We start from the raw sequence: 11,830 nt of genomic DNA on the forward strand, positions 1-11,830 counted from the left end.
TATCCGGCCCTGCTGGCCGAAATCCATCCGGCAAGGCCGAAATCCCGGCTGCAGATCTGAACTGCAGCCCAGATCAAATCATCGCGTCCAGCTCCCGGTCTGGACGCCGTCGAGGGGGAAGGATCCTTCGTGACCGAAACCACTGAGCTGTCGCCAGCTGTGGAACTATCATCTTCTGCTGCCGAATCGCCGGCAGCATCCGCCAAGAGCAGCGGCCTGGCCGGCCTCAAGCTTGCCCAGCTGCAGGCCCTCGCCAGCCAGCTTGGGATCTCCGGCGGCTCCCGCATGCGCAAGGGGGACCTGGTCGCAGCGATCTCGGCCCACCGTGCCGGTACGCCCGCCAAGGCTCCGGTCCGCACCGAGAAGGCCGTCGAGAGCGCGGCTGCTCCGACTACCGCTGCCGCTGCTGCGCCTGAAACGGCAGAGGCTCCTGCCGCCGATGCTCCCCGCACCCGTGGACGCGGCCGCAGCCGTCGTGCCGTGAGCGACGGCGTCGTGGCACCTGCCGCTGTCGAATCTCCTGCAGCCGAGGCAGCCGCACCGGCGCCGGCCGAAGCGACTGCCGCCCCCGAGGCCGCAGAAGGTGGTGCCGAGCGCCGCCAGCCCCGTACCCGCAACCGCCGCCGCGGCGAGGCTGCCGCTGCAGCACCGCAGGCCGTTGAAGCAGGCGAGGCTCCGGCCGAGCAGACCGGCGCCGAGCGTCCCGCCGAAACCCGCACCGAAGGTTCCGGCGAGGGCGAAGGCCAGCGCGAACGCCGCGACGGCGGCCGCAACCGCGGCGGCCGCGACGGCTCAGGGCGCGAGGGCTCCGAGGGCGGCCGTGACTCCGGCCAGCGTGACTCGGGCCAGCGCGAGAACCGCCGTGATGACAGCCGCGACAATGACGACTCCGACGGCGGAAGCCGCCGCAACCGCCGTAACCGCCGCGACCGCAGCGACCGTTCGGGAGGCCAGGACCGCGAGAACTCGCGCAATGACCGCTTCCGTGACCGCAACGACCGCCGCCGCGGCCGCAACCAGGGTCCGGACGTGGACGACGTCGAGGTCACCGAGGATGACGTCCTGCTGCCGGTGGCCGGCATCCTGGACGTCCTCGAGAACTACGCCTTCATCCGTACGTCCGGCTACCTCCCCGGCCCCAACGACGTCTACGTCTCCCTGGCCCAGGTCAAGAAGTACAACCTGCGCAAGGGCGACGCCGTGGTCGGCGCCATCCGTGCGCCCCGCGAAGGCGAGGACCGCAACCAGCAGTCCAACCGCCAGAAGTTCAACGCCCTCGTCCGCGTCACCTCCGTGAACGGCAAGACCGCCGAGGAACTCAAGGACCGCGTTGAATTCGCCAAGCTGGTTCCCCTGTACCCGTCCGAGCGCCTGCGCCTGGAGACCGATCCCAAGAAGATCGGCCCCCGCGTCATCGACCTCGTTGCCCCCATCGGCAAGGGCCAGCGCGGCCTGATCGTCTCCCCGCCCAAGGCAGGCAAGACGCTCATCCTGCAGTCCATCGCGAACGCCATCACCACCAACAACCCTGAGGTCCACCTCATGATGGTCCTGGTGGATGAACGTCCCGAAGAAGTCACGGACATGCAGCGCACCGTCAAGGGCGAGGTCATTGCCTCCACCTTCGACCGCCCCGCCGATGACCACACCACCGTGGCCGAACTGTCCATCGAGCGCGCCAAGCGACTGGTGGAAATGGGCATGGACGTGGTCGTCCTGCTGGACTCCATGACCCGCCTGGGCCGCGCCTACAACCTGGCAGCACCGGCCTCCGGCCGCATCCTGTCCGGTGGCGTGGACTCAGCCGCGCTGTACCCGCCCAAGCGCTTCTTCGGTGCCGCCCGCAACATCGAAAACGGCGGCTCGCTCACCATCCTGGCAACCGCGCTCGTTGAGACCGGCTCCAAGATGGATGAGGTCATCTTCGAAGAGTTCAAGGGCACCGGCAACATGGAGCTCCGCCTGTCCCGCCAGCTGGCCGACAAGCGCATCTTCCCGGCAGTCGATGTCAACGCATCCGGCACCCGCCGCGAAGAGAACCTGCTTTCCCCCGAGGAAGTCAAGATCATGTGGAAGCTGCGCCGTGTCCTCTCCGGGCTCGAAACGCAGCAGAGCCTTGAACTGCTGACCAACAAGATCCGGGAAACCCAGAGCAACGTCGAGTTCCTCATGCAGGTCCAGAAGACGACGCTTGGCGCGAAGTCGGACAACGACAAGTAGCTGAGTTACAGGGGTGGGGCCGTCGCATATTCTTGCCGGCCCCGCCCCTTCGTCGTTCGGTTTTGCCGCCCCCGCGAAACTAGACTTGTACAAGTCGAAAGAGGTTTATTGATGTTTGAGTCCGTACAGGGCCTGCTTGATGAGCATGACTCCATCCAGGCGCAGCTGGGGGATCCCGCTGTTTATGCCGACCAGCGGCTTGCCCGGAAGCTGGGCCGGCGGTCGGCTCAGCTGAACGGCATTGTTGAGGCTTACCACCGCTGGGAGGGGCTGCGCGACGACCTGGCCGCTGCCAAGGAGATGGCTGCGGAGGATCCCGAGTTCGCAGCCGAGGTCCCCGAGCTTGAGGAGAAGCTGGAGGCTGCGGCCGCCAAGCTGCGCCGCCTGCTGATCCCGCGGGACCCCGATGATGCCCGCAATGTGATCCTCGAGGTCAAGGGCGGTGAAGGCGGCGACGAAGCAGCCCTCTTCGCCGGCGACCTGCTGCGCATGTACACCCGCTACGCGGAGTCCCGCGGCTGGAAGACCGAAATCATCTCGGCCACCGAGTCGGACCTTGGCGGCTACAAGGACGTTCAGATGGCCGTCAAGGGCAGCTCCAACGATCCCGCCGAAGGTGTCTATGCCCGGCTCAAGTTCGAAGGCGGCGTCCACCGCGTGCAGCGCGTGCCCGTCACGGAATCGCAGGGCCGTATCCACACCTCCGCGGCCGGCGTGCTGGTCCTCCCGGAGGTCGATGAGCCTGAAGAGCTGGAAATCAACCAGAACGACCTCAAGATCGACGTCTACCGGTCCTCCGGTCCGGGCGGCCAGTCGGTGAACACCACGGACTCCGCGGTCCGCATTACCCACCTGCCCACAGGCATTGTGGTCGCCATGCAGAACGAAAAGTCGCAGCTGCAGAACCGCGAAGCCGGCATGCGCGTGCTCCGGGCACGCATCCTGGCCCACCAGCAGGAACAGATCGACGCCGCCAACTCGGAGCAGCGGAAGTCCCAGATCCGCACTATGGACCGTTCGGAGCGCATCCGCACCTACAACTACCCGGAAAACCGCATCGCGGACCACCGCACCGGCTACAAGGCCTACAACCTGGACCAGGTCATGAACGGCGACCTGGAACCGGTCATCCAGTCGGCCATCGAAATGGACGAACAGGCCCGCCTGGACGCCCTCGGCGACTAGTACCGCAGGTATGAGTGCAGGCAAGACCCTGGCGGAAGCGGTCACCGAAGCAACAGCCGTCCTGCGCGACGCCGGCGTCCCCAGCCCGCGCGTCGACGCTGAACTGCTGGCGGACCATCTCCTCAATGTGGGGCTGGGCCGCCTCCGCGCCATGATGCTGGGGGACACCCCCGCGCCGGAGGGTTACGCGGAGCTGGTTGCCGAACGCGCCGGCCGGGTGCCACTGCAGCACATCACCGGAGTGGCGCATTTCCGCTACCTCGAACTGGCGGTGGGTCCTGGGGTCTTCATCCCGCGGCCGGAAACCGAATCCGTGGTGCAGTTGGTCATCGACCACCTCAGGGCCAGCCGCCCCAGGGAAACGGTTGGGCCCTGTGTCGTGGACCTGGGCACGGGCTCGGGTGCGATTGCCGCCTCCATCGCCTCCGAAGTGCCCGGCGCAAAGGTCCACGCAGTGGAATTCAGTGCTTTTGCACACGCCTGGGCTGAGAAGAACCTGGCGCCGCTGGGCGTCCACCTGGTGCTGGGGGACCTGCGCGACGCACTGCAGGAACTGAACGGAACTGTCGACGTCGTGGTTTCCAACCCTCCCTACATCCCTGCCGAGGCGGTTCCGAACGAACCGGAAGTGGCGCTTCACGATCCCGCCGAGGCGTTGTACGGCGGGGGAGCGGACGGCATGGAGCTTCCGACGGCGGCAGCGGCCTCCGCGGCCAGGCTGCTCCGCCCCGGCGGCTACTTCGTGATGGAGCACGCGGAAGTCCAGGCCGGCTGGATCGCGGCAATGATGGAGAGCGCCGGGATATGGCAGGGCATCACGACACATCTGGACCTCAACGGCAAGGAACGTGCCACCAGCGCCCGGCTGGCCATGCCGGGCCGCACGGAGTGAAAGAATAGGCCAGTGACCACAACGTATAACTGCACCAGCACCGAACAGCGCGCCGAGGGCCTGGAACACGCCCAGCGCGCCATCAGCGAACAAAAATGCGTCGTGTTCCCCACGGATACGGTGTACGGGATCGCCGCCGACGCCTTCTCGCCCCAGGCGGTCACCCTGCTCCTGGCCTCGAAGGGCCGCAGCCGCGCGATGCCGCCGCCCGTCCTGATTCCGCGCATCAACGCCCTCGACGGCCTGGCGACGGACGTCTCCGCTGACGCCCGCAAGCTCGCCGAAGCCTTCTGGCCGGGCGGGCTGACCCTGATCCTGCATGCGCAGCCCTCCCTGGACTGGGACCTCGGCGAAACGAAGGGCACGGTTGCCCTGCGCATGCCCGCAGACGAGATCGCCCAGGAACTGCTCACCCTGACCGGCCCGCTGGCGGTCTCGTCAGCCAACCGCACAGGCCGGCCCGCGGCGCAGACCGGCGCCGAGGCCCGCGAACAGCTCGCCGAATCCGTGGAGGTTTACCTGGAAGGCGGCTTCCGGCCGGTTGAAGGCAGCGACGCCGTTCCGTCCACCATCGTGGATGCCACCGGTCCCGTGCTCCGCGTAGTACGCCAGGGCGCAGTCAGCCTGGAGCAGTTGCGCGAGCACGTTCCCGGCGTTCTCGGACTGGGCGAGGTTACGGCTGAAGAGGCGGCTCCTGAAGAGGCTGCTCCTGGAAGGGCTGCCACTGGGGAGCCCGCCGTTGAGGCTGCCGAAGAGCTTCCCGCGCACGACGCCGGCACGCCGGTTTCGGACGCCGGTTCCGTCGGCGGGGGAGACTCCGCCAGGGCCACAGAAGACTGATGGTCCCACAGCGCCAGCAGGTCCCGCTGCTGGACGTCGACGCCACTCCTCTCAGGGTGCCGGAGCTGATGGCCGAACTGGGCCGGTTTCTCCGCGAAGGCGGCACCCGCACCGTCCTGGGACATAACCTGCACAGCGTGACCTTGGCACATTCGAATCCGGCGTTCCGCAGTTTCTATGACCGGAGCGATGTGGTCCTCTTGGATGGAGCGCCCCTGCTCTGGCTGTGGGGCCGGACGGGCAACGCCGCAGGCCCGGTGATGGACTACCGGCTGGGAACCAACGACTGGCTGCCGGCCCTCGGACAGGTGGCCGGCCTGGAGCGGATCGCGGTGGTGGGCGCCGGGGCGGAAGCGAATGCCGGTGCGGTCCAGCGGCTGCGGGCCACCGTTCCCGGTGCCCGCGTTTCGGGCTTTCCGGGCGCAGGGTGGAACGCAGCCGTGGAAGAGGAAGCGGTGGAGTGGCTCCAGCGTGAACAGCCCCAACTCGTGCTCCTGGGCCTGGGCATGCCGCTGCAGGAAGAGGTGCTGCAGAGAAGGCTCGGTTCGTTGCCGCCAGCGGTGTATTGCGCCGTGGGCGGAGCCATTGAACAGCTCGCAGGTGTCCAGAAGCTGGCACCGCGCTGGCTGGGCCGGCTGGGGCTGGAGTGGGCCTGGCGGCTGCTGCTCCACCCGCGCCGTGTGGCCTACCGGGTCTTTGGTGAGCCTTGGGTCCTGCTCTGGCTGCTGGCGCGCCGCCGGCTCAACGGCGGGTAATCCCAAGCAGGACTGCGCATCCGGAGGCGTCTGGAACCTCTAGAACTTCTGGTCCTCGAGGGGTCCGAAACCCTTGCCGCGGAGGCCGGCGCTGAAGGACTTGGCCCACGCGGCGAGCCCGGCCAGGTCGCGGCGCTGCAGGAAGTAGCCCAGGTAACCTCCCACGTCCGCGACGAAGGACTTCACCCGGAAGTAACGCCGGATCAGGTACCCGCGGTTGCGGTAGTAGTAGTGGCGCTTGAACGCCGAGTCCGGCACGATGACGTGCCACCGCGCTCCGTAGACGTGCTGGGTTTCGGTGAAGGCGTGGGGATGGGTGATGGCCGTGGTGGTGACCGTGCCGAACCGGATGCCGGCCCGCCGCAACCGGATGGTGAAGTCCACTTCGTCGCCGCGGATGAACAGCCGCATGTCCGGCAATCCCACTTTGAAGAACACGTCCGAGCGAATCAGGGCGCCGTTGAAGAAATGTCCATTGTCAGGGAGGAATCCGAGCTTCTCCACGTCCGCGCGGCTGTGCGTGACCTTGCCGTCGAGGCGGAAGAAGAAGGAAAGCCGGTCCGGACGCCCCGGCGCGGTGACCAGGGGGACCACCGCCTCCAGGTCGCGCGCCTCGGCCTCGCGGATCAATGTGGCGAGGCATTCGGCGTCGCCCGGTTCGGCGTCGTCGTCCATCATCCAGATCCAGCGCGCCCCGCTGGCGACCGCCTTCAGCGCCGCCAGGGCGAAGCCCCCGGCACCCCCGAGGTTTGCCTCCGAACGGATGTAGTCGACGTTGGCATGCTGGCCGGCCACCTCGCGGGCGGGGTTGGTGCCGCTGTCCACCAGGCAGATGGTTTCCACCGGCGCCGTCTGGGCGTTGATGCCGCGCAGCAGAACTGCCAGTTCGGTGGGGCGGTCGAACGTGACGGCGGCGACTGCTACGCGGGGTGTCATGGGGTCCTTTCAGCATGGCTGTCAGGGATGTCCCCGGTGGGAGTGCGCCCGTGTTGCGCGAAGCCATGGAGCCGTTGGCGCTAGTATCTTTGACTAGAGTCCACTGTAATACAGCCCTGTAAGGCCGCGCGTATAGGAAAGACCGCGGGCCTGCTGCGCGCTCGGCGACGGAGAAGTTTCATTTACCAAAGAACAGATTCCCTGCCAGTGAGCCCCTCCGTCGATGACCGGTTAACCGTCCGGCTGCAGCCTTTCCGCAGCGAAGCTCCGGCTGGAACGGTCTCCACGCCATGATCATGTACCTCCTCATGGGGCTGACCGCTGCGGTCGTGTCCTATGCCGCTACCTGGGGTGCCCGCGTGGTGGGGCGGCGAATGGAGCTCCACCTGCCCATCCGCAGCCGCGACATGCACTCCACGCCGGTATCCCGGCTGGGCGGGGTGGCCATGTTCCTGGGCGTGATGGTGGCGCTGGTGGTCGCCAGCCAGTCGTTTTTCGTCAAGGACATCTACCGCAACAATTTCTCGCCGTGGGGCGTCCTGGCCGGCGCAGCCGTGATCGTCCTGGTCGGTGTTGCCGACGACCTCCTGGACATCCGCTGGTGGGTGAAACTCATCGGCCAAAGCATCGCGGGCTTCACTGTGGCGCTGTGGGGCGTCCAGATGACCATCGTCCCCTGGGTGCCCGAGCCGATCTATCTCGAGAACGAGACCTTGCGGGTGGTGCTGACGGCGGGCCTGATCGTGGTCACCATGAACGCCTTCAACTTCATCGACGGCCTGGACGGGCTGGCGGCGGGGGTGGCCATCATCGGCGGTACAGCCTTCTTCTTCACCGCATACTGGGTCCACCGTAATGCTGTCCTGCTGGACTATTCGGACCTCGCCACTCTGCTGACCGCCGTCCTGGTGGGCGCCTGCCTGGGCTTCCTGCCGCATAACTGGTTCCCTTCGAAGATCTTCATGGGGGACTCCGGGGCCATGCTGATCGGCCTGCTGATGGCCTCCGCAGGTGTGGTGTCCACCGGCCAAATCACCTCCGGGCTCTATGACCGGGCCAACGGTATCTCCACCATCATTCCCATCCTGCTCCCGTTCGCAGTCCTGTTCCTGCCACTGCTGGACCTTGGACTCGCGGTGGTCCGGCGAACGGCCCGCGGCCGGTCCCCGTGGTCCGCGGACCGCGGGCACCTCCACCACAAGCTGCTGGACATCGGTTACTCGCACCGCACCGCCGTCGTACTCATGTATCTGTGGACTGCGATCCTGTCCTTCGGCGGCCTCGCGTTCGCCGTTTTCCCCTGGCAGGTTGTGCTGGTGGTGGACATCTTGGCAACCATTGTCATGGGCCTCGTGACCGCCTGGCCCTACGTGGCGCGGCGGGCCGATGACGCCCGTACCTGACTGGTTCCGCAATAATTTCTATCTCGTGTAGAATTTAGGGGCAGCCCCAAAGCTGCCCCCTCCTTACCAGCCTGATGGCTTCCTGCCACCAGACGCCGACGATTGGGATCTCATGACCGCCAACGCCGACCCCGGACCTGCCTCCGGCAGCGGACGCGTCGGCGCATCCGGCCCCACGGCTTCGCTCTGGCTGCACCTCCTCAAGCTCAGTACCGTGGCCTCGGCCGCAGGACTGCTGGTGGGCGCCGTTGTTGCCTGGCTGCTGGCCGGACCTGCGGCGATCCTGTCCATGGTGGCGGGCGGACTCCTGGTCATGGTGTTTTTCGGCATCAGCCTGCTGGCCGGCCACGTGGTGGGACGCAACAACCCGTCCGGTGCCATCGGCGTCTTCGTCGCCATGTATTTCATCAAGGTGGTGGGTTTCGCCGCGGTGCTGTTCACCGTCGGCCAGCCTGCCTGGCTGGAAAGCACCTGGTTTGTCGCCGGTGCCGTCACTGCCGTCGTGTTGTGGCAGACGGCGGAGATGTACGGTTTCAGCAAGGCCCGCCTCCAGATCTACAACGACCCGCAGACCAAGGACAGCTCCGATGCGTGACCGAAAGAACCACCGCGACGGCGGCCCCGCCGCCCGTGGAACCGGGCCCTCCGCCCCGGGTGTATCAGGCGATGGCTCCGACGGCGGATACAACGCCGGAATGGCCGTCTTCAGCTACATCATTGGCGGAATCATCGTCTGGAGTTTGATAGGGTGGGGGCTGGATTATCTGTGGGGAACGCGCTGGATTGTGCTCGCAGGCGCTCTGCTTGGAGCCGTCGGAGGTTTTTACCTTTCCCACATGCATGGCCTCACCAGTTCTCGACAAAAAGCTGGCGAACGCCCTGCTGCCAGCGGGCCGTCCACGGACGGCGACACTAATGCCAAATAATTTCACAGGGGGAACAGCAGGCCATCAGGCTGCCGGACCCCGCCCAACGCCCAATGATGGACACTGCAGAGAGGAAACGCGTTGATCGCGCTTGCGCTCCCGGCCCAAGATTCAGGAGAGTTCACTCCTCCTGGTATTAACGAAATGCATTTGCCGGCAATCCTGCCGTGGGGTGCCGCAGAGGGATTCTCCAAGCAGATGCTGCTGGTCCTCCTTTCTGTCGTCTTTATCGCCGTCTTCTTCGTGCTCGCCGCACGCAAGCAGCAGCTGGTACCCGGCAAGCTCCAGTTCGCCGGCGAAGCCGCCTACGGCTTCGTCCGCAACGGCATCGCCAAGGACATCATCGGCGGAAGGGACTTCATCAAGTACGTCCCGCTGCTGTTCAGCCTGTTCTTCTTCATCCTGGTGAACAACATCTACGGCGCCATTCCGCTGTTCCAGCTCCCCACGTTCTCCCACGTGGGCGGCGCGTACGTCCTGGCCGGCCTGGTCTACTTCACCTGGATCGCCATCGGCGTCAAGAAGAACGGCCTGCGCTACTTCAAGCTGGCCACCGTTCCCTCCGGTGTCCCGTGGTTCATCCTGCCGATCGTTATCCCGATCGAGATCATCTCCAACTTCCTGGTCCGGCCCGTGACGCACAGCCTCCGTCTGTTCGCCACCATGCTGGCCGGCCACCTGATCGTGATGATCGCCGGCTCCGGTATCGAGTTCCTTGTCATGCAGGAGAACCTCCTGCTCAAGGGCACCTCGCTCCTGGTCCTCGCCGGTGCCATCGCCATGTACATGCTTGAAGCCCTGATCATGGTCCTGCAGGCCTACGTCTTTACGCTGCTGACCGCGATCTACATCGAAGGCGCACTCCACGCCGACAGCCACTAGGCACCCCTAAGCTTCCCCTCACGGGGATAGAGCAACCCAAACAACCTGCCACACAGGTGGCATCTTGAAAGGAAGAAAAATGGAAGGCAATCTCAACCTCGTAGGTTACGGTCTCTCCGCAATCGGCGGTGGTATCGGTGTTGGTCTGGTATTCGCTGCCTACATCAACGGCGTCGCCCGCCAGCCTGAGGCACAGCGTGTCCTGCAGCCGATCGCATTCCTCGGCCTTGCACTGACCGAAGCACTCGCCATCCTCGGTCTGGTCTTCGCTTTCGTTCTCTAGTCCTTAGAGCGAAGCGAACTTTCAAAACCGAGTAGAAAAGGACGGGTGAAATATGAATCAGCTGATCATCTCAGCCGCCGCTGAGGGCGAAGTTAACCCCCTGATGCCCAACCTCTGGGAAATGGGCGTTACCCTCGTGGGCTTCGCCATCCTCATGTTCATCGTGGTCAAGTTCGTTGTCCCGATGTTTGAGAAGACCTTCGCAGAGCGCGCCGAGGCTATCGAAGGCGGCATCGCGAAGGCTGAAAAGGCCCAGGCTGAGGCGTCTGCTGCACTCGAAGAGTACAAGCAGCAGCTGACCGACGCCCGCACCGAAGCCAACCGCATCCGTGAGGAAGCCCGCGCCGAAGGTGCACAGATCCTCGCGGATCTCAAGGAAAAGGCAGCCGCAGAGTCTGCCCGCATCACGGCACAGGCCCACGCGCAGATCGAATCGGAGCGCCAGGCAGCAGTTGTCTCGCTGCGTTCCGAGGTGGGCACGCTGGCTACCACCCTGGCCGGCCGCATCGTTGGCGAAGCACTCACCGACGATGAGCGCGCAGCGCGGGTAGTGGACCGCTTCCTGGCAGATCTGGAGTCCCAGAACGCAGGTGCAGCTAAGTAATGGCAGGCGTATCGAGCGAATCGCTGGCAACAGCCCTGGCCGCGCTGGAAGCAAAACTTCCGACGGCGTCGCTGCAGCTGGCAAAGGAACTCTTCGGAATTCTGGGAATGGTGGACAGCTCGGCTGGCTTGCGCCGTGCCCTGACTGACCCGTCCCGCAACGGTGACGAGAAGTCGGCACTGGTCAAGCAGCTGGTGGGCGGGAAAGTCTCCGCTGATGCTGCAGAGATCGCGGGCGGACTGGCCAGTTCACGCTGGGCATCGGCGCGGGATATCGGCGATGCACTCGAGACTCTTGCCGCAACGGTGGTCATTTCCGTTGCTGAAAACAAGTCGGCCGTTTCTGCCTCCGGAATCTCCGGCCTGGAAGAGCTGGAGAACGATCTGTTCTCCTTCAACCAGGCAGTTGCCTCCAGCCACGAGGTACAACGTGCTCTGTCCGAGCCGCAGGCAAGTGCTGCAGCCAAGGCATCGCTCGCCGAGAAGTTGGTACCCGGGGCCAGCGAAGAGGCCAAGGTCCTCATCGTCCAGGCTGTGACGCAGCCCCGCGGCATCAAACCCACGCGGCTTGTGGAGCGGTTCGCCGAGCTTGCAGCCAAGCGCCAGCAGCGCTGGATTGCGACGGTCAGCGTGACGCGTCCCTTGACGCCGGTGCAGCTGGAACGTCTCCAGGCGGCCCTCAATGCGATGTACGGCCGGGAACTGAAGGTCAACATGAACGTTGATCCGTCACTTATTGGCGGCATCCGCGTCCAGGTCGGTGACGAAGTGCTCGACGCTTCGGTGCTGAACCGCCTGGGCGAGCTGCAACGCCAGCTGGCCGGCTAGCCGGACAAGCACAACCTAACTGATAGAAACCCCGGTCATCGTGGACAACGATGATCACAAAACAGGAGAGCAGGGAC

At 65.5% G+C, this 11,830-nt stretch carries 13 protein-coding genes; 12 read left to right on the plus strand and 1 reads right to left on the minus strand.

Translation table 11 applies throughout. The features are described 5' to 3' along the window. Window positions 1-129 precede the first annotated feature (129 nt). The 5 genes from rho (at window position 130) to ACIQC0_RS15360 (ending at window position 5,892) form a co-directional block, all read left to right on the plus strand. Window positions 130-2,220, plus strand: a complete 2,091-nt coding sequence (gene rho / locus ACIQC0_RS15340; RefSeq protein ID WP_377216941.1) for a transcription termination factor Rho — start codon at window positions 130-132, stop codon at window positions 2,218-2,220. Window positions 2,221-2,331: 111 nt separating this feature from the next. Next, a complete protein-coding gene (gene prfA, locus ACIQC0_RS15345; protein ID WP_377216940.1) occupies window positions 2,332-3,405 on the plus strand; it encodes a peptide chain release factor 1 in 1,074 nt (357 codons plus the stop codon). 10 nt (window positions 3,406-3,415) lie between these two features. Further along, window positions 3,416-4,297, plus strand: a complete 882-nt coding sequence (gene prmC, locus ACIQC0_RS15350) for a peptide chain release factor N(5)-glutamine methyltransferase (RefSeq protein ID WP_400536207.1) — start codon at window positions 3,416-3,418, stop codon at window positions 4,295-4,297. Window positions 4,298-4,309: 12 nt separating this feature from the next. After that, on the plus strand, window positions 4,310-5,137 hold the full coding sequence (locus tag ACIQC0_RS15355; RefSeq protein ID WP_377216938.1) for an L-threonylcarbamoyladenylate synthase: 828 nt from the start codon (window positions 4,310-4,312) through the stop codon (window positions 5,135-5,137). After that, window positions 5,137-5,892 carry a WecB/TagA/CpsF family glycosyltransferase gene (locus tag ACIQC0_RS15360; protein ID WP_400536210.1) on the plus strand — a complete coding sequence of 252 codons (756 nt, stop codon included), beginning with the start codon at window positions 5,137-5,139 and terminating at the stop codon, window positions 5,890-5,892. Before ACIQC0_RS15355 ends, ACIQC0_RS15360 begins: the two co-directional genes overlap by 1 nt. A 39-nt stretch (window positions 5,893-5,931) precedes the next feature. Here the strand turns inward: ACIQC0_RS15360 and ACIQC0_RS15365 are convergent, their stop codons facing one another. Then, window positions 5,932-6,828: a glycosyltransferase gene (locus tag ACIQC0_RS15365; protein ID WP_377216936.1), complete on the minus strand. Its 897-nt coding sequence runs from the start codon at window positions 6,826-6,828 to the stop codon at window positions 5,932-5,934. A 290-nt stretch (window positions 6,829-7,118) separates the two neighbouring features. Between ACIQC0_RS15365 and ACIQC0_RS15370 the strand changes: the two genes are divergently transcribed. From ACIQC0_RS15370 to ACIQC0_RS15400, 7 genes are all read left to right on the plus strand, one after another. After that, the gene (locus ACIQC0_RS15370; RefSeq protein WP_377216935.1) at window positions 7,119-8,231 is read left to right on the plus strand and encodes an MraY family glycosyltransferase; all 1,113 of its coding nucleotides are present in this window, start codon (window positions 7,119-7,121) and stop codon (window positions 8,229-8,231) included. Window positions 8,232-8,343: 112 nt separating this feature from the next. Beyond that, window positions 8,344-8,826 (plus strand): hypothetical protein, encoded by a 483-nt coding sequence (locus ACIQC0_RS15375; RefSeq protein ID WP_377216934.1) that lies wholly within the window; start codon window positions 8,344-8,346, stop codon window positions 8,824-8,826. Beyond that, entirely contained in the window at window positions 8,819-9,157 is a 339-nt protein-coding gene (locus ACIQC0_RS15380) for a hypothetical protein (protein ID WP_377216933.1), read from the plus strand. The genes ACIQC0_RS15375 and ACIQC0_RS15380 overlap by 8 nt, the downstream gene beginning before the upstream one ends. 81 nt (window positions 9,158-9,238) lie before the next feature. Then, window positions 9,239-10,039, plus strand: a complete 801-nt coding sequence (gene atpB / locus ACIQC0_RS15385) for a F0F1 ATP synthase subunit A (RefSeq protein ID WP_377216932.1) — start codon at window positions 9,239-9,241, stop codon at window positions 10,037-10,039. 79 nt (window positions 10,040-10,118) lie between these two features. Then, window positions 10,119-10,322, plus strand: coding sequence for an ATP synthase F0 subunit C (atpE, locus tag ACIQC0_RS15390; protein WP_009356484.1), 204 nt, complete (start codon window positions 10,119-10,121; stop codon window positions 10,320-10,322). A 52-nt stretch (window positions 10,323-10,374) separates the two neighbouring features. Continuing rightward, window positions 10,375-10,926 carry a F0F1 ATP synthase subunit B gene (locus tag ACIQC0_RS15395; RefSeq protein WP_377216931.1) on the plus strand — a complete coding sequence of 184 codons (552 nt, stop codon included), beginning with the start codon at window positions 10,375-10,377 and terminating at the stop codon, window positions 10,924-10,926. Next, window positions 10,926-11,753, plus strand: coding sequence for a F0F1 ATP synthase subunit delta (locus ACIQC0_RS15400; protein ID WP_377216930.1), 828 nt, complete (start codon window positions 10,926-10,928; stop codon window positions 11,751-11,753). The genes ACIQC0_RS15395 and ACIQC0_RS15400 overlap by 1 nt, the downstream gene beginning before the upstream one ends. Window positions 11,754-11,830: the final 77 nt, after the last annotated feature.

The sequence above is a fragment of the Pseudarthrobacter sp. NPDC092419 genome, from assembly GCF_044755045.1.
In the GTDB taxonomy this organism is placed as follows: Bacteria; Actinomycetota; Actinomycetes; order Actinomycetales; family Micrococcaceae; genus Arthrobacter.